We start from the raw sequence: 18,234 nt of genomic DNA, 5'->3' as shown, positions 1-18,234 counted from the left end.
CGGCCCCCGGACATGTCGCTATACGCTGTCCACAGGAGCCGAGGCAAGGAAAAGAGCAGCGTTCTCAGCGGCATGGAGCGAGCACTCCGTCGTCCGGCATGTGGCAAACGAAGCAAGGTCGCGGATTTCTTCGCATCTGCGTTGCGCAACCCCCGGAAAATCCGCTCTTGTGAGGGTTGAATCCACCGCCAATTCCCGAGCCGCCATGGCAAACGACGCAATCGCGCTCGACGTGGCAGCTTACGCAGGCGTTCAGGTTTCGCTGCGCCTCGAACGCGTGGTGACCAGGCCGCCGAGGCGCGTCACTCCAGATGCCCTTGGGCGGGTGGAAGCGTCCCGACTCCCGGGTGGACGGTGGCCCCGACATGGTGATGCCGACCCGTTGGTGGCACCCGAGGCAAAAGTTCTGTTCGTTGTGGCAGCTGGTGCAGCGTTGCGTTTGCTGCCGCGCCTCGATGGGGTGCATCGAGAGGTAGTCGCTCGGGTGAATGCTCTTCGGGCGCACCCGACCGTCGTGGCACCCGACGCAGAAGTCCTCCTTGTGGCAGTTGGCGCAAAACTGCGAATCGTTTCCCGCCACGTACTTGTGCCGCTCGATGAAATCCGGCGTGTGCGCGGCATTGTGAAGCCAGCGCGGCGGCTCGAGCACCCCCGAGGCAAACGCCGTCTTGATGCGTCCACCCGGGTTTTCCGCCCGCACCAACGCATTCCGCGCCGGCGCGTCCCGGTCTTTCGGGTTCGACGGGATGTGGCAGGTGGTGCAATCGCTCTTGGCCTCACCCCGGGCGGCGGCATCCGGCATTTGGTGGCACTTGAAGCACCCTCGCATGCGCGGCAATTGATCGCGCGTCGCGAGCTCCACCTGATCGAGTGCACCGTGGCACTGCCCGCAGCCGATGTTCCGCACCGCGTGTTTCTGGTGGTTGAACACCATGTTGGCCCGCGGCACCACGAACCGCGCCACCGCATTGCCGTCCGACTCTTTGTAGCCGAGATGGCAAAACGCGCACTGCCCCGAGGCCTCCGGGCCCGCGATCACCTTGGCCAGGTTCGAGTGGTCCGATTGATGGCACGCATCGCAAACGGCGCCCTTGGGGGTCAAATGGTCCGCCACCGAGTTGCTGGTCAGCGCGCCCGGGTGGCACGTTTTGCAGGTGGCTCCCTCGGTGAGGTGCAGCTTGTGATTGAACTTGATGGTCAACTGCTGCGGCGGAAAGATGGCCTGACTCGGGCCTCGGTCGTCGTCGAAGGCGCCGGGCGGGAGTACGCGCGCCGACTTCGGCGGATCCCCGGCAATGGCCACGGTGGCCGCGAGAACCATCGCGATCACCAGCAGGACATAGCGCCCGATCATTTCGTCACCGCCACGGTCAGCCAGATCATGGCGCGGTTGCGCACGCCCACGAGCCGGTTCACGTCCGCCTGGTACTCGAAGAGAACCTTGCTCCGCGGCGCAAGGCGGTAGCCAACGGCGGCCACGGCGCCGTAGCTCGTGGCATCTCGGCCTTCGCGCAGGCGATCCTCCCAGTGCCAGATCGACGCGCGCCCCTCGAAGAGGTAGCGCCCATCGTAGACGCGGTTCACGAAGAGGTCGCCGCCCACACGGTTTCCTTCCTTGCCGAAATTCCCGTTCGAGCGAAGGCCATGCACATTCTCGCCCAGCTTTTGCGTGATGGACAGGTACCCGCCTTCGTCGAAGGTGGCGCCGCTCGAGGGGTAATAATTCGGGTCCGCGTCCGTGCGGATGTTCGGCGAGCTGTTCTCGTTGAAGCTCGACGTCTGCGTCTGGAAAATGCGCAAATTGAAGCGCGCCGCCGCGGACACGTCGTCGGTGATGTCCCAGTTGGCGCGGGCGGCGATGTCGTTCATCGGCGAGCCCGCGAAGAAGTTCCAGATGGAGTCGGCGTCGTACGTCGGCGAGTAGTAGTCGTAGTCCACGCTCAGGGTGAGCTTCCGCGTCACGAAGGCATCGACGGACGCGAAGATGCTCGCCATCTTCGCCATGTACAAATCGTAGGCGAACCCCGCCCGCGCCCCGAGTACGTCGGGCAAGGTGCCGTCGATGCTGTAGCCCACGCGCTCCTGCGAGATGCGGGTCTCGTCGTAATGCACCGGCGGGGTGAGGCCGCCGGCGAACTGGGTGACGGTGGATTCACCTGTATTGTACACGCGCCGGTAGGTGAGCCGTCCGTGCAGCCAGGTGAAGCCGGTGGTCTCGGCGGCGATGCCGATGGCCGGTGCAATCTGGCTGGGCTGAAACGACGGGTAGAGCGAGGCGTCGTACCCGCTGCGGTCGCCCCGCCACACACCGTTCTGCTCGAAGCGCGGTGTGGAGAGCGGCATACCTCCGCGCACTTCCAGTCCGCCGTAGGCCTCCAGCGCCAGGTAGAAAGGTGTGGTCACCCGAACCGAGGCGCCGTCGAAGGACCACCAGCCCAACGGGTCGACCATGTACTGCCTACCCAGCTTGAAGCCGAGCCAGCCACCGGCGAACTTTCGGCCTTCGATGTACGCGTACATCAGGTCGACCGGACCGCGGGAAAACCCGGGAACCAGGCTGGCGAAGTTGTTCGGATCGTCCACGCCCCCACCGGGGCCGTAGTCCGGGTCGTAGCGGAGCCTGGCCCGAAAGGTCAGCTCGGGCAGCTTCTCGCGCCCCTTTCGGTCGGGCTCCCTGTTCCCCAGTAAATCGAACGCGCTGACGCCCAGCGTGGTGGTGAGACGCCGTCGCGCCACGATGGTTTCGCCTGTTGGGCTGCGCACGTCGTAGAACTGAGCCGACGTATCGCTCGTGACCTCCGGCTCGATGGCGAAGGCTGGCCTTGTCGCCGCCGAAATGGTCGCGACGCTCGCAACAAGGAGGAAGAAAAGCCGGGGGCGCATCAACGCCGATCGCCTTCCTCTCGCGTATCAGCGCTTCCGCCCGCCGGACAAGACCCTTTCTTTCTGCCCCGTACACGTGCCCGTGCCCCTGCCCGTGCCCGGTCTTTTCCGGTCTCCGGGCACCGGCACGGGCACGTGTACGGGCACGGGGGACAGGACGGCAATCTCGCTGCGTGTGCTTGACCCTCGGACCCTGCGGATGGCACGCTAACGAACGAGCATGTCGGATTCCGCGCAGCGCTATCGCGTCATCGAGAAACTCGAGTCAGGCGGGATGGCCGAAGTGTTCCGTGCGGAGAGCGAGGGCCTGCAGGGGTTCAAGAAGCAGGTCGCCATCAAGCGCGTTCTGCCGCACCTGTCCGAGAAGAAGAAGTTCATCTCGATGTTCCTCGACGAGGCGCGTCTTTCCGCGCACCTCTCGCACTCGAACTGCGTGCAGGTCTTCGACATCGGTGTCGGCGACAACGCCTACTTCATCGTCATGGAGTTCGTCGACGGGGCGAACTTGAAGACCATCGCGGAATCGCTGAAGAAACAGGGGAAGCAGTTCCCCGTACCGGCGGCCGTCCTCATCGCCCACGAGATTTGCAAGGGACTCAGCTACGCGCACGAGCTCTGCGATCCCAACGGCAACCCGCTCAATATCGTCCACCGGGATATGTCCCCGCCCAACGTGCTCATCACGAAGTACGGCGAGGTCAAAATCGTGGACTTTGGTCTCGCCAAGGCCAACTCGCAGCTCGAAAAATCCGAGCCGGGCATCATCAAAGGCAAATTCAGCTACCTGTCGCCCGAGGCCGCAATGGGCCAGGACGTCGACCATCGGACGGACATCTTCGCGGTCGGCATCATCCTCTGGGAGCTGCTCGCCGGGCAGCGTCTCTTCTTGGGCGAGACGGATTTTCAGACGGTCAAAAAAGTCCAGCAGGCCGTGATTCCGTCGGTCAGCCAGTACAACCGTCACGTTCGGCCGGACTTGGAGCGGATCGTCAACCGCATCTTGGCGCGCGATCCGTCGCTGCGTTACCAGTCCGCGCGCGAGCTCGGGCGAGACCTTGCAAACTGCATGTTTCGCTTGGCCGAGCCCGTGAGTTCGTTCGACATCGAGTCGCTGGTGCACGTCGCCGTGCGCGACAAGCAGCGCGTTCGGCCGCAGCAGCCGTCGATCATCGACAAGCTCATCGAGGAGGCGCTCTTCGAGTTCACCTCCCTCAAGGACGACGACCGCAGTGCGCCCGAGTCGAAGCATGCGAGCCCCAAGGCCGCGCCGCTCAACCTGGGCGACTTCGAGGATCCGTCGCGCTGGATGAGTGAGATCAACACCGGGGAATTCCCGGGGACGGGGGCTCCCCTGGGCGGTGCGCTTCCGGGCGATGCCCTCGGCGAGGGGAACCTCTCCGCGCTGGAAGATCTCGAGGAGCCTCCGCGCCCACCGACCCCCATCCCGCGCCAACCGCGCTATCCGCTCCCGCCGCGTCCGCGAGGTGGCGGAGGAGGAGGAACTGGCGGTGGAACGGGCTCGGGCGGTGGCTTCGGCGGCGGCCCGTCGGGCACGATGCGCATGTCCGCGCTCCCGCCCATGGATTCACCGCTGGTGTCCACACCGACCCCTCCGTCGGTCGCGTCGCAGTTTCATCACCCCGCCGTGGCGGGTGGTGCGCCGGCCATGGCGATGAAGAAGCCCACCAGCACGGCCACCGTGGGGATCGTGGTGGTGCTCGCCGCGCTCATGGCGACGGGCGTCGCGTGGTTCGCGCACCTGATCCCGCATTTGTAAGGCGCACAGCGATTTCACCCCGCCCGCCCCCTTGCATGGAAGGCCGTGACCGGGTGATACCTCGGCCATGCTCAAGATCGATCTGACGGGGCGCAGGGCACTGGTGGCTGGGGTGGCGGACGATGGCGGCTTCGGGTTTGCCATCGCCAAATCGCTGGCGGAGGCCGGCGCGAAGGTGTGCGTGGGCACATGGCCGCCCGCGCTCGGGATCTTTCAGACGCTCCTGCGGCGCGGCAAGATGGATGCGTCGCGCAAGTTCGCCGATGGATCGCTCCTCGAGTTCGAGAAGATTTACCCGCTCGATGCGGCGTTCGACACGCTCGAGAGCGCGCCCGCCGAGGTGCGGGAGAACAAGCGCTACAAGGAGCTCGGCGACTTCTCCATCGCCGGGTTAGCTGCGCAGCTCAAGAGCGACTTCGGCGAGCAGCCGCTCGACATCGTGGTGCACTCGCTGGCCAATGGGCCCGAGGTGAAGAAGCCGCTGCTCGAGACGAGCCGCGCGGGCTACCTCGAGGCCGTGGGCGTGAGCGCTTACTCGATGGTGTCGATGGTGGCGAATTTCGCGCCGCTGATGAAGAAGGACGGCTCGTTCGTGTCGCTCACGTACATGGCCAGCGAGCGCGTGATCCCCGGCTACGGCGGAGGCATGTCCTCGGCCAAGGCGGCGCTCGAAAGCGATACGCGCGTGCTCGCCTACGAGGCGGGGCGCAAATACGGCGTGCGCGTGAACACCATTTCCGCGGGGCCGTGGGCCTCACGCGCGGCGAGCGCCATCGGCATCATCGACGCGATGGTCGAATACGCCTCGAACAACTCGCCGCTGACCGATGCCATGACCGCGGAAGACGTCGGCAACGCGGCGGCCTTTCTCGTGAGCCCGCTCGCGGCGGGCATCACCGGCACGACCATGTACGTGGACAAGGGCTACCACACGATGGGCAAGGCCACCGACGCGCGCTACGCCCCGCCGGGCGATCCTGGCCGCAATGCTTAATCTTCCCGTGTGACCGAGAGCGAGCTTCCACCCCGTATCGTCTTGTTCGATGGCGTTTGCGGCCTGTGCGACGCCCTCATCCAATGGTTCGTGCGCGTCGATCGCGCACGGGCCCTGCGCTACGCGCCCATTCAGGGCGAAACGGCGGCGCGTCTGCGGGCGATGCACCCGGAGATCCCGTCGGGGGTGGACACGGTGATCTTCGTCGACGAAGGCACCGTGCATCTGCGCTCCCGCGGGATCCTCGTGAGCATGCGCTACCTGCCGCCACCGTGGCGCTGGGCGCGGTTTCTCCGGTGGATCCCGCTCGCATTGTCGGACGCGGCGTATCGGCTGGTGGCGCGTTTCAGGTACCGCATCTTCGGCAAACGGGAGGCGTGCAGGGTGCCAGGCCCCGAGGAGCGAGCCCTCTTTCTCCCGTGAGCCTCACTCGACGCTCTTGAGCGCGACGGCCGACCCGGCCTTCAAGAACGATGCGTGCACGCTCGGCGGCAGGCCCGCGCGGTGCGGGGTGTCGAACTGCGCGTAGAAGCGGCCGTGGACCACGCCGCCGGCGTACTCCATCACGTCGTAGGGGAAGCCCATCGCGATGCGCGACACCTCGTCGAGGCGCGCGAGCTGCGCGGCGTCGAGCTTCACCTCGAGGCACGTGAGGTTCGACGCGAGTTGCTCTGGAGTGCGTGCTCCCACGATGGGCAGCACCCCCTGCGCGCGCAGCCACGCCAGTGCGACCGCCGCAGGCTCGTACCCAGCGTCCCGCGCGACGTCTTGAACGACGGCGGCGATGCCCAAGGCTCGCTCGTTCACGTTCGGCAAGGGCATGGCTTCGTGGCGGGTGGCCGCATGGGACGCGTTCTTGGCATTGTATTTCCCGGTCAAGACGCCGCCCGCGAGCGGACTCCAGGCGAGGACGCCGATGTCGAGGGCGCGCGACATGGGCAAGAGCTCGCGCTCGACGGTGCGCTCGACCAAGCTGTACTCGATCTGCGTGGCGATGAAGCTCGTCCAGCCGCGCAACTCGGCCAGCGTGTTGGCTTGGCTGACGATCCAGGCTGGCGTATCGGACACGCCGACGTAGAGGATTTTGCCCTGCCGCACCAGATCGTCGAGGGCGCGCATCACCTCGTCGACGGGTGTCGTGTACGACCATGCGTGGAGCCAGTACAGATCGATGTAGTCGGTGCCCAGGCGGCGCAGGCTCGCCTCCACGGCGCGCACCATGTTCTTGCGCGCATTGCCGCTGGCATTGGGGTTGTCCGCGTCCGTCGAGCAGGTGTACTTCGTGGCCAGCACCACGCGATCGCGCTCGTTGCGGATGCATGCCCCGACGATGCGTTCGCTCGCGCCGTTGGTGTAGAGGTTCGCCGTATCGATGAAGTTGCCGCCCGCCTCGCGGAATCTTCGGTACACGGCCTGGCTCACCTCGTCGTCGGCGCCCCATCCCCAATCCGTGCCGAACGTCATCGCACCGAGGCACAGCTCCGACACCTTGAGACCGCTTCTTCCGAGAAGTACGTACCGCATCGTGAAATCCTTTCCAGCGCCCGCCCCGTGCGAGCCGCGGAGAAGGTAGGAGCGAGCCCCAGGCCCTTTCTTTCGCCGGCTTGCCCTGACTTTCGCGATCTTGCTGCGTATTCTGAGAGCGAATGGCCGGCCAGGGACTGTCCTCCATCGCGTTCAAGACGGGCCGCCCCGGCTGCACCCTCCTGAGCAGCGAGCCGCACGGCTGGCGCGGACTTCTGGTGCGCTCCTACCTCGAGCCGGAGATGCAAGGCGAGCCGGTGCGCGTCCCACCGCTCGCGGCGCACCACATCGTCCTCATGACCTCGGGCTGGCTGCGTCTCGAGCAGCGCGATGCCGACGGCGGTGATTGGGAGCGCTTCGACGTGGGCGCGGGCGACATCTTCATCACGCCCGCGATGACGCCGACCTACGACGTCCAATGGCATTCGCTCCGTGACGAGCCCGTCGAAAGCGTGCACCTGCATCTCGAGCCCGGCCTGCTCGAGGGCATGGCCGCCGATCTACTGGACATCCCGGCCGACCGACTGCGGATTGCCACGCGCGACGGCGTTCGTGATCCGGTGATTCAGAGCATCGCATTGGAGTTGTGCCAGTCGCTCCAATCGCCTCACGCCGCGGATCGACTCTACGTCGACAGCGCAGCCCGCATGGTGGCCGCGCAGGTCCTTCGCCACCACATCGCGTCCGGCGCTTCGGTCGTCCTCAAAGACGCCCGCGGCGGCCTCCCACCGTCGCGCGTTCGCCGCGTCACGGATTTCATCGTGGCCAATCTATCGCAGAGTCTCGATTTGGAATCCCTCGCCGCCCAAGCGGAATTGAGCCCGTACCACTTCGCGCGCACCTTCAAACAATCCACGGGCGAAACACCCCATGGCTACGTCCTGCGCCGTCGCATCGAGAAGGCGAGGGAATTACTGCGCCAAAGCGCCAAATCCATTGCCGAGGTGGCGTTCGAAGTCGGTTTTTCGAGCCAGAGCCACTTTACGACGCAATTCCGTAAGCTGACGGGAAGCACGCCGCGGCAATATCGACGGGGATGAGAAGAGAGGATTGAACAGGGAGATCGGGAGATCGGGAGGTTTTGATTTGATTCAAGACGCGCCGGTTGATCCAATCAAAAAACTCAGCCCTCCCGATCTCCCGATCTCCCTGTAAAATCAATAATCGGTGACTGCGTAGAAACGCGTGAGCACTTTGGTCATCCGCTCCGGGTCCTTGGTGCCACCGAGTTCGCGGATGGAGTGCATGCTCAGCATGGGGTTGCCCACGTCGACGGTGGGGATGCCCAGTTTGGCGGCGGTGATGGGGCCGATGGTGGAGCCGCAGGGAAGATCGGTGCGGTGCGCGTAGCTTTGGACGGGGACGTCCGAGGCGCGGCAAAGGTCGTGGAACAAGGCGGCCGTTTTGGCCGAGGTGGCGTAACGCTGTTGGGAATTGACCTTGATGACTGGGCCGGCGTTGAGGGCGGGACGGTGGCGCGCCTCGTGGCGTTCGACGTAGTTGGGATGGACGGCGTGGGCCATGTCGGCCGAGACGCAGAGAGAGCCCGCAAAGGCGCGGTGCATGTCGTCCAGCGACTTGCCCAGGCCGAGTGCGATGCGCTCGAGATCGCGCGGCAGAAAGGCGGAACCGGCGCCGGTCGCGCTTTCGCTGCCCACCTCCTCGTGGTCGAAGAGCACGGCCACCGGCACCACCGCGTGCTTGTCCGCGTCTTGCGCGGCATCGATGAGCGCGAGGATGGCCGCGTGGCACATCGCCTGGTTGTCCAGCCGTGCCGAAAAGAGGAACTCGCCGTCGGCACCGCCCACGGTGGGCGGCACGATGTCGTAGAGCATGAGATCCGTCGCCACGATGTCCGCCTTCTCGAGGCGCAGCTCCCGGGCGCATAGCTCCGTGATGTCCGCGGTGCCGTCGGCCAGCCCGATGATGGGCGCGAGGTGCTCTTGCTTGTTCAGCACGAGCCCCTTGTCGCTGACATCGCGATCGAGGTGAATGGCCAGCTGCGGAACACGGCACAAAGGCCGGTCGAAGCGCACGAGCTTCGACTCGAGCTTGCCGTTCGTGCGCACGAGGACCCGCCCGGCCAGCGAAAGATCCCGATCGAGCCATGAGTTGAGGAGCACGCCGCCGTAGACCTCGACGCCGAGCTGCGCATAGCCCTCCTTCTTGTACTCGGGTTTCGGTTTCAGCCGCAGGTTCGGACTGTCCGTGTGCGCGCCCACCAAGCGAAAGCCGCGAACATCCCGCGTGGCGGGAATGACGAACGCCACCAACGCGCTCTCCCCATGGGCCACGAAGTACTTGCCGGGTGCCAGATCCTTCCAGGAATCGGTCTCGAGCAGCGCCTGGAATCCCGCGTCCGTGAGCCGCGTCGCAGCGCTCTCCACGGCATGGTACGGCGTGGGCGAATTTCGCAGAAAGGCCAGCAAATCCTTCAGGATGTCCATGTCACGTAACCCTACCACGCACCTCCCCCTCCCCTGCAGAGGGAGGGAGAATCCGGTTGTGCCGATGAGGAGGCGATTTTCCAGGGGTGCTCGGCTTGACGTGGCCCAAGAACCGAATACTTTGTGTGCGAAACATCCGCTTTCGAACATTTTTGAGGAGCGCCATGGCGAACGAGCTGAGGTTCGATGGGAAGGTCGTGATCATCACCGGGGCTGGCAACGGGCTTGGGCGCTCGCATGCCCTCCTGTTCGGCAGTCGCGGCGCGAAGGTCGTCGTCAACGACTTGGGTGGAGGCCACACGGGCGAGGGCAAGAGCTCCGCGGCCGCCGACAAAGTCGTAGAGGAGATCAAGGCGCTCGGCGGCGAGGCCGTGGCCAACTACGATTCGGTGGAAGACGGCGCGAAGATCGTGCAGACCGCGCTCGATCACTTCAAGCGGGTCGACATCGTGGTGAACAACGCCGGCATTCTGCGCGACGTCAGCTTCCCCAAGATGACCCAGGACGACTGGGACCTCATCTATCGGGTGCACGTTCTCGGCGCCTTCCGCGTCACGCATGCGGCCTGGCCGTACTTGCGCGATCAGGGCTACGGCCGCGTGATCATGACGGCATCGGCCGCGGGCATCTATGGCAACTTCGGCCAGGCCAATTATTCGATGGCCAAGCTGGGCGTGGCCGGTTTCGCCAGCACCCTGGCCATCGAGGGCAAGAAGAAGAACGTGAACGTCAACACCATCGCGCCCATCGCCGGGTCGCGCATGACGGAGACGATCCTTCCGCCCGAGTTGATCGCGTCGCTCAAGCCCGAGTACGTCACCCCGCTGGTGGCATGGCTATGCCACGAGAACTGTGAGGAGACCGGCGGCCTTTTCGAGGTCGGCGGAGGCTTCTTCGGAAAGCTGCGCTGGGAGCGCACCAAGGGCCAGACGTTCCGAATGGGTCGGGCCATCACGCCGGAAACGGTGAAGTCGTCGTGGGGTAAGATTACCTCCTTCGAGGAGACGGAGCATCCGGCCAATGTGATGCAATCCATGGCGCCGATCCTGGCCAATGTGCAGGCCGGGCCGAGCCTCGGCGGCAACGAGTTCGTCGACGTGGACTTGGCGCTGGGGTCGGAGCTGCCGACCATCGAATCGTCGTACACCGAGCGGGACGTGGCGCTGTACGCGCTGGGCATCGGCGCGGCGAAGGATCCGCTGGATGCCAAGGACTTGCAGTTGGTCTACGAGCTTCACGGGGAAGGGTTCCACACGTTCCCGACGTTCGGCGTGGCGCCCGCGCTGGGGGCCGTGCTCCAGTTGATGAAGGAAGGAAAGCAGGCGCCGGGTCTGAATTACGGCTTCGACCGCGTGCTGCACGGTGAGCAGTACACGGAAATAAAGCGGCCGTTGCCCACGAATGCCAAGTTGGTGCACAAGGCGCGCATCAAGGACATCTTCGACAAGGGCAAGTTTGCCCTCGTGGTGACCGAGATCAAGAGCTACGACGAGAGCGGCGAAGAGCTCATCGTCAACGAGATGACCACCTTCGTGCGCGGCGCCGGTGGTTTCGGTGGCAGCCGCGGGCCTGGCGGCGATCCGTACATGCCGCCGGAGCGTGCGCCGGATGCCGTGGTGACGGAGCCGATTCCCGAGAACCAAGCTTTGTTGTACCGGCTTTCGGGCGATTGGAATCCGCTCCATGCGGATCCGAATTTTGCGCAGGCGTTCGGCTTCCAAAAGCCGATTCTGCATGGCCTCTGCACCTTTGGGTACGTGGGGCGGCACGTGGTGCGGTCGTTCGCACCGAATGGGGATCCGCGGTATTTCCGCAGCATCAAGGTGCGGTTTGCCGATTCGGTGTTCCCGGGCGAAACGCTGGTCACCGAGATGTGGAAGCAGGAGCTTTCGGAAGGCGACAAGGCCAAGGGCATTGGGGCGCGTATCGTCTTCCAGGCCAAGGTGAAGGAGCGCGACAAGGCGGTCATCAGCCGCGCGGCCATCGAGCTGTACGAGAAGATCCCGCAGCCGAAACCAGCCGTCGCGGCCGGGAAAAAAGACGGCAAGGCCGAGGCGGCGCCGGCTGCCGGGGTGCAGCCGACGAGTGCGGACGTGTTCCAGGCCATTGGGAAATACCTGGAGGCCAATGCGCAATTGGCGTCGAAGGTTCAGACGGTGTTCCGATTCGTGCTGACCGATCCGGCGAGCGCGTGGACCATCGATTTGAAGAGTGGGAACGGGTCGGTCTCGACGGAGACGTCGTCGGCGGCGGATACCACGCTCGAGTTGAAGGACACGGACTTCATGGATATGTGCACCGGCAAGGCCGATGCGCAAAAGTTGTATTTCGGTGGGAAGCTCAAGATTTCCGGCAACGTGATGGCGTCGCAGAAGTTGGAATTCTTGAAGAAGCTGGATCCCAATCTGGTGTTGGAGGTGGTGAAGGCACGGGCGGGGGGAGCTCCCCCACCCCAGCCCTCCGCTGCGTTGAAAGTCGGACCCGGCGAGCCGGGTACCTCCGGAGGGGGAGGGGGCCCTGGGGCACCGTCAACTCCCGGCGCCAAGCCGTCTCCCACGGCTCCGACCAAGAATGCCGAGGCTGCGGGGATTTTTGCGAAGTTGAAGGAGCTGGTGGCGAAGGACAAACGGCTCGTCGATGAGGTCGGGGCGGTGTTGCAATTCCGCATTCAGGAGCCTGACGCCGCATGGGTGGTCGACTTGAAGAGCGGTGCGGTGAAGGAAGGGACGGACGCTGCGGCGACCACGGTGCTGACCCTGAAGGATGCGGATTTGGCGGCCCTGGTGAAGGGGACGGAGCAGCCGCAATCGCTCTATCAAAAGGGTGCGTTGCGCGTGGACGGGGACGTCCGGGTGGCGCAGCGGATTGGGTTCTTGAAGCAGTTGGCGTGAGCGACGGAAGGAAAAGAACAATGAGCAAGCGCGTGAATGTCATCGGCGTGGGGATGGTCAAGTTCGCCAAGCCGGGCGCCAGCGAGGATTACAACGTCATGGCCTCCAAGGCAGCACGCGCTGCCCTCGAGGACGCCAAGGTCAAATATGACGACGTCGAGCAGGCCTTTGCCGGCTACGTCTACGGCGACAGCACCTGCGGTCAGCGGGCCATCTACGATGTCGGCCTGACCGGAATTCCGGTCTTCAATGTGAACAACAATTGCTCCACCGGCTCCACGGCGCTCATGCTGGGCCGCCAGGCCATCGATGCGGGCGCGCACTGCGTGCTCGTGGTCGGTTTCGAGCAAATGGAGAAGGGCGCCCTCGGGTCGAAGTTCACCGATCGGGTCAATCCGCTGGAACAGCACGCCGGCGTGATGTCGCGCGTTCAAGGTGTGAACCAGGCACCGTTCGCCGCGCAGATGTTCGGCGGGGCGGGGCGCGAATACCGCTGGAAGTACGGAACGAAGAAGGAGACCTTCGGCAAGGTCAGCGAGAAGGCGCGCAAGCATGCGAGCAAGAATCCATACGCGCTCTTCAACGAGGTGCTCTCACTGGAGGAGATCATGGCCTCGCAAGAGGTCTTCGATCCTCTGACCCGCTACCAATGTTGCCCGCCCACGTGCGGTGCAGCGGCGGCCGTTCTATGCTCGGACGAGTTCGCGAAGAAGAACGGGATTGCCAAGCCGGTGTACATCGCGGCGCAGGCGATGACCACGGATTATGCCTCGAGCTTCGGCGACAGCATGATCAAGATGGTCGGCTACGACATGGCGGTGAAGTGCGCCGAGAAGGTGTACGAGCAAGCCGGCCTGGGCCCCAAAGACGTGGACGTGGTGGAGTTGCACGACTGCTTCACGGCCAACGAGGTGCTCACCTACGAGGCACTCGGCCTCTGCAAGGAGGGTGAGGCGGAGAAGTTCATCTGGGAAGGGCAGAACACGTACGGCGGGAAATACGTGACGAATCCGTCGGGCGGGCTCCTCTCCAAGGGTCATCCGCTCGGCGCCACTGGACTTGCACAGTGCACGGAATTGGTGTGGCAGCTTCGCGGGCAAGCCGATCAGCGCCAGGTGCCCGATGCCAAGGTCGCGCTTCAGCACAATCTAGGATTGGGCGGCGCTTGCGTCATTACGATGTATCGACGAGATTAGTGGCATGATCTTCGAGATTAAGCTCGCACACCCCGCGAAGAACGCGCTCGACTCGACGCTGATGGCGTACCTGCTCGAGCAACTGCGGGAGGCCGCCGGCCGCCCCGTCCTCATCACGGGAAGCGACAACGCGTTCAGTGCCGGGCTCAATCTGAAGACGGTGAGCCGGTTCGATGGACCTGCCATGCGCATGTTCCTCGACCGGCTCGAGCATTTCATGGCCGCGGTGTACCTCTATCCGGGACCCGTGGCCGCGGCCATCAATGGGCACGCCATCGCTGGCGGCTGCGTCCTCGCCTTGTGTTGCGACTACCGGGTGGCGCTGGCCGACCCGAAGATCAAAATCGGCCTCAACGAGGTGGCATTGGGGGTCCGTTTCCCCCCGCGCATCCACACCATCGTGAGCCGCCGCGTCCCCCCACAGCACCACGAGCGCGTCATCCTCGGCGCCGAGTTGTTCGATCCGATCACCGCCTTCGAACTCGGCTTGCTCGACGCAGTATCCGAAGACCCCTTGCAGAATGCACGCGATCGACTGACCACCTGGGGCGCTCTCCCCCAAGACGCGTATTCCGCAACGAAACGCGATCTGCGCGGCCGAGGCGAAACCGACTTGTGCCCCGAAGCGGAACACAAAAAGCGCCTCGACGAAGCCGTGGAGGCATGGATCACCGACGACGTAAAAAACCGCATGCTCGCCGCCCTCCGCCGCTGAAGAGAGAGAGAATGGACATGAAGGCGGGAAGGCGGGAAGGTTTTGAGGTTTTCAGTTAGGCCCGAAGGCCAACTGGAAACAAAAAAACGTTCCGTGCCGCGCTCGCCGTTAGTCCTTCCCGCCTTCCCGCCTTCATGTCCATCTCATTCGGATTTCACTGCGCAGCCCGCGATGGATAGGACGAGGACGCCCGCGTCGGACGTCTTGGGGCCGCTGCCGGGGGTGACGCGGACTTTGCAGCCGCCGTCGCCGCGCGAGGCGGATACCGTGTAGCTCGCGTTGGGGGCGAGGCCGTTTACGATGTGGCGGGCGGCGTCTTCGGGGGCGGTATAGTCGAAGCCGGTGGGCAGCTTTTGGACGGCGGAGCGGAGGAAGACGTAGGCTTCGCCGTCGAGCGAGGCGCCTTCCACGGCGTCGCCGCGCACGGCGCCCAAGGCAGCGCGGGGGGCGTCGGCCGAGGAGGCCGTGATGACGTGAAGGAAACGGCGGTCCGTTGCGCCGGTGGGGGAGGGGATCTCCAAGCGGGTCGCGCGAAGGCCTTTCGCGGGGGCGTCGTTGGTCCAGAAGCTGTCGCTCTTTTCCGAGCTGGGCTCGCGCGCGAGTCGGGCCTTGGGTTCGGCCGGTGCCACCGTGTAGATCTGCGCCGCGGAGCTGCCGACCGTGAAGCGTGTGGGGCTGGCCTCGCCGCCGGTGTGTGCGATCCAGGTGACCGCGAACGCGGGCTTTGCCACCGTGATGCGATCGTAAATCACGAGGCGGGACGAAGCGGCGTTGCTCGCGACCGGGGTGCGCGAAAACAGGATTTCCCGCTCGGCGTGGGTCACCGACCGTTTCCCGGTGTCGCGTTGGGGGGGCGGATCGTAGGCCGAGGTAAAGTCCCCGAGCGCGTGCACGAAGGTGCCGTCGTCGGAGAAGCGCGTGACCGTCGCGCGGGATACCGGCACCTGGTTCGGCGCATAGACCAGGGTCTCTTTGCCGTCGTCGACCAAAATGGAATTGTGGCTCGTGGTGGAGCCTGACCCGTACGCGCCCGGATCGGAGATGAGCACGTCCTCGCCGCGCACCAGCTCGAAGTGCCCCTGATCGAGGTGCTGATGATCCGAGAGGTACGGCCCGCTCTGAAACGCGAACCACACGGCCTCGGGCGTCCACGCCGTGCGCGCGAACAGCGTGCCCGTGCCGGCGGCGAGGTAGCTCTTCGTCCCGCGCCGCGGATCATCCTCCGCGCGGACCGGCGCGGACGCATCATCGACGAGCGCCTGCACCCAGCCGAACGGGTCGTCGCGCTTGCGCACCGTCTTCGCCGCCAGCGTGCGAGCTTGCGGCGCCAGTGGATCCGCGTCGAACGCCAGCGCCACGGCGTCGAGCTCCGCGCCCGCGGCGACGGCCGGCTTTTCGCTCCAATCGCCGTTGTCGTAAAGATGGATACCATCCGGCAACAGCGCGTGCGTTCGATACCCGAGGATCTGCCGGAGCCAGGGCAATTCCACGTGCTCCGTCGTCGCGTACAGCGCCATCGTCACCGCCGGGCCGCCGCCGTATTGCCAGCTCTCGGGCCATTGCCCGCCGTCCAACTTGGCATACGCCGGTCCGATATCGCGCAGGAACATGCGCTGCGCCTGCGCGCGAAACTTGGTCGCCCGCGGATCGTCGCCCTCGGCGGCGATGCCGGTCATGGCCACTGCCCCGAAATACCCTGCATAGTAATTGGCAATCGGCTTGTCGCGCATGTACCCCTCGCGGCCGTACCAATCGATCCACGAGGCCAGTCGATCGACCACGTGCTGGCGCAACTCGGTCGTCATGCCCGGGGCATCGTGCAACCAATCGTAGGCGAGGGCGCCGAGGAACCCGCGCGTGCGAATCGCATATCCATTGTCGTGACGAATGGCGGTGTCGCCGCCTTCTCCGTCACCCACTTTGGCCTTGTCGTCCACCAGCGCGCGCAAATACAGGACGCCGGTGCGTGCCGCTGCCTCGTCTCCCTGAACCTGATGCACCAGTGCACACGAAAGGGCAGCGTTGGTCCAATCCCAGGCTTCGTAGCCGCTGGGAATGCGCTTCGCGGTCGCCTCCTCGCACAAATGGCCCATGCGCGTCCACGACGGCGCATGCTGTGCCGCGTTGCGCTTCATGCGCGCGCGCCGCGCCGGGGTGAGCGCGATGCGCGGATGCTCGGGCAAACGCGCCAGCGGCGGCAACGGCACCAGTGGCGCAGGACTCCCCGATTCCCCGCCGGCCGTCGCTTCGTCCGAGCCTTGCGCTGCTGTGCCACTCGGCGTGGGCTTGATGCTCTCACCGCGCACGCACCCGCGCACCATGCGCTTGCATGCGCCGACGGGCCCGATGGAAAGACCGAGGCATACCGCGCCCACCACGAACCGCGCCGCCGTCATGGAGCTCCTTTGATGCGGGTGTAGACGAAGAGAAACACCAGGATCAACAGATTGACCCCGAACACCGCGGCGTATTCCTTCCAGCGCAGCTTGATCTGGAACGACTGACTCGTCTGTTTGACCGCGCCGTAGAGCGCCCCCGCGAGGCCCAGGTAAATGAACAGCATCGCGTGGTAGCAGAACGACAGAAACGTGATTCCGATGAGAATGCCGGAGAACGCCACGAACAGCGAAAGCGCGAACGGGCGCAGCCGTTGGTCCACGTCTTCCGCCGGATGGAAGGCGACCACGTAGGGGATCTTCATCGATACATAAATGAGGAGGCTAAAAAGGAAGAGCCCGGGAAGTCCCAACTCCGCCGCCGCGAGCAAATACGAATTGTGGGCGGTGATGAAGTAATGCTCCGCGAATTGCCCTTGTCCCACGCCGAATACCGGCGAGGCGCGGAACATGTCCACACCTTCGTAAAGCGCACCGAGGCGCTCCAGTGAGGAGGACTCGGCCTCTTCGCCGCCGCGTCCGCCGAGCATCACCAATGGCAGCGCCATGGTCGCGCCGGCGAAGGCTCCCTTGAAGCCATAACGTCGCACGAAGAAGACGCCGAGCACGGCGGCCAACACGAGAACGCCGCCGCGCGATTGCGTCTGAATGACGCAAAACGACGCCATCGCGAGCGCGCCCGCGAAGAAGATGTGCCTCAATTTGGATTGCGCCGTGCTGTACAGGGCAAAGCAAAACGCGAACGCGGCGCCGATGGCCAAAGCCAGCTCGTTGGGATCGGCGAGAACGCCGCGCCAGCGCACGCGCCCGTGGCCGATGGTGAAGGTCTGAAACGGCCCCGGTTTTTCGCAGAGAAACTCGGAGCCGGGCGCCATCTCCATGGCATCGCGCCGCGCGTCCTCGTCGCATTCGCGCGGGCTGAGCACACACGCTCGCCCGGTGGCGATGCCGGTGCTCTTGTCGCCGGCGGCGAGGTCCTCCCCGGAAATGAGGATGCACTCGAACTCGCCCCGCGATTGGACGAAGCCAAACGACGCAAGCGCGATCGAAATGACCACCAGCGTCGTCGCGATGACCGCGAAACGCGCATAGCTGCGCGCGGCATACGCGATGACCAACATGAACACGGTGGAAAACACCACCGTGTTGACCGTGTGATCGAGCTCGCTGCGCCCCGTTTTGACCACGGTGCAGACGAAGCACCAGCCGGCGAAGGCGCCCAGGTACGGCAGCTGCGGCGTCCATGCGGAGCGCGTCCGTCCGGTGGCGAATTCGATGATGATGCCCAGTACAGCGAGGCCCGTCACGATGTTGAGAAAACCGATCCCTTGCAGCAGCGGAATGACTTCCTGCGGCCGCAAAAAAACGGTCGTGACGAGGAGGATGGCTCCGAGGAGTCCCAATCGCGTTC

13 protein-coding genes are annotated in these 18,234 nt (G+C 65.0%); 7 read left to right on the top strand and 6 right to left on the bottom strand.

Annotated features, from left to right (window positions below; translation table 11 throughout):
- Positions 1-64 precede the first annotated feature (64 nt).
- Both LVJ94_38290 and LVJ94_38285 read right to left on the bottom strand, forming a co-directional pair.
- A complete protein-coding gene (locus LVJ94_38290) occupies positions 65-1,354 on the bottom strand; it encodes a cytochrome c3 family protein (protein ID WXB02750.1) in 1,290 nt (429 codons plus the stop codon).
- Positions 1,351-2,883: a hypothetical protein gene (locus LVJ94_38285; protein WXB02749.1), complete on the bottom strand. Its 1,533-nt coding sequence runs from the start codon at positions 2,881-2,883 to the stop codon at positions 1,351-1,353. Before LVJ94_38285 ends, LVJ94_38290 begins: the two co-directional genes overlap by 4 nt.
- A gap of 220 nt (positions 2,884-3,103) precedes the next feature.
- On the opposite strand from LVJ94_38285, the gene LVJ94_38280 reads away from it, so the two are divergent.
- From LVJ94_38280 to LVJ94_38270, 3 genes are all read left to right on the top strand, one after another.
- Positions 3,104-4,660: a serine/threonine protein kinase gene (locus LVJ94_38280; GenBank protein ID WXB02748.1), complete on the top strand. Its 1,557-nt coding sequence runs from the start codon at positions 3,104-3,106 to the stop codon at positions 4,658-4,660.
- 67 nt (positions 4,661-4,727) lie between these two features.
- A complete protein-coding gene (locus LVJ94_38275; GenBank protein ID WXB02747.1) occupies positions 4,728-5,654 on the top strand; it encodes an enoyl-[acyl-carrier-protein] reductase in 927 nt (308 codons plus the stop codon).
- A gap of 9 nt (positions 5,655-5,663) precedes the next feature.
- On the top strand, positions 5,664-6,077 hold the full coding sequence (locus tag LVJ94_38270; GenBank protein ID WXB02746.1) for a DCC1-like thiol-disulfide oxidoreductase family protein: 414 nt from the start codon (positions 5,664-5,666) through the stop codon (positions 6,075-6,077).
- Between the two features lie 3 nt (positions 6,078-6,080).
- Here LVJ94_38270 and LVJ94_38265 read toward each other — a convergent pair whose 3' ends face one another.
- The gene (locus LVJ94_38265) at positions 6,081-7,178 is read right to left on the bottom strand and encodes an aldo/keto reductase (GenBank protein ID WXB02745.1); all 1,098 of its coding nucleotides are present in this window, start codon (positions 7,176-7,178) and stop codon (positions 6,081-6,083) included.
- Between the two features lie 122 nt (positions 7,179-7,300).
- Here LVJ94_38265 and LVJ94_38260 point away from each other — a divergent pair, with 122 nt between their 5' ends.
- Positions 7,301-8,218: an AraC family transcriptional regulator gene (locus LVJ94_38260; GenBank protein ID WXB02744.1), complete on the top strand. Its 918-nt coding sequence runs from the start codon at positions 7,301-7,303 to the stop codon at positions 8,216-8,218.
- A 117-nt stretch (positions 8,219-8,335) separates the two neighbouring features.
- On the opposite strand, the gene LVJ94_38255 is transcribed toward LVJ94_38260, so the two are convergent.
- Positions 8,336-9,625 carry a M18 family aminopeptidase gene (locus LVJ94_38255; protein ID WXB02743.1) on the bottom strand — a complete coding sequence of 430 codons (1,290 nt, stop codon included), beginning with the start codon at positions 9,623-9,625 and terminating at the stop codon, positions 8,336-8,338.
- Between the two features lie 164 nt (positions 9,626-9,789).
- On the opposite strand from LVJ94_38255, the gene LVJ94_38250 reads away from it, so the two are divergent.
- The 3 genes from LVJ94_38250 to LVJ94_38240 are packed head-to-tail and all read left to right on the top strand — an operon-like array spanning position 9,790 to position 14,427.
- A complete protein-coding gene (locus LVJ94_38250; protein ID WXB02742.1) occupies positions 9,790-12,516 on the top strand; it encodes an SDR family NAD(P)-dependent oxidoreductase in 2,727 nt (908 codons plus the stop codon).
- A 20-nt stretch (positions 12,517-12,536) separates the two neighbouring features.
- Complete coding sequence (locus LVJ94_38245; protein WXB02741.1) at positions 12,537-13,712, top strand: lipid-transfer protein; 1,176 nt, start codon at positions 12,537-12,539, stop codon at positions 13,710-13,712.
- A gap of 4 nt (positions 13,713-13,716) precedes the next feature.
- Complete coding sequence (locus LVJ94_38240) at positions 13,717-14,427, top strand: enoyl-CoA hydratase/isomerase family protein (protein WXB02740.1); 711 nt, start codon at positions 13,717-13,719, stop codon at positions 14,425-14,427.
- 143 nt (positions 14,428-14,570) lie between these two features.
- Here the strand turns inward: LVJ94_38240 and LVJ94_38235 are convergent, their stop codons facing one another.
- Both LVJ94_38235 and LVJ94_38230 read right to left on the bottom strand, forming a co-directional pair.
- Entirely contained in the window at positions 14,571-16,823 is a 2,253-nt protein-coding gene (locus LVJ94_38235; protein WXB02739.1) for a heparinase II/III family protein, read from the bottom strand.
- The gene (locus LVJ94_38230; protein WXB02738.1) at positions 16,820-18,226 is read right to left on the bottom strand and encodes an O-antigen ligase family protein; all 1,407 of its coding nucleotides are present in this window, start codon (positions 18,224-18,226) and stop codon (positions 16,820-16,822) included. Before LVJ94_38230 ends, LVJ94_38235 begins: the two co-directional genes overlap by 4 nt.
- Positions 18,227-18,234 lie beyond the last annotated feature (8 nt).

Source organism: Sorangiineae bacterium MSr11367 (genome assembly GCA_037157805.1).
Taxonomy (GTDB): Bacteria; Myxococcota_A; Polyangia; order Polyangiales; family Polyangiaceae; genus Pendulispora; species Pendulispora rubella.
The sequence above is the reverse complement of the archived record's forward strand: the minus strand, read 5'-3'. Positions and strand labels throughout refer to the sequence as shown.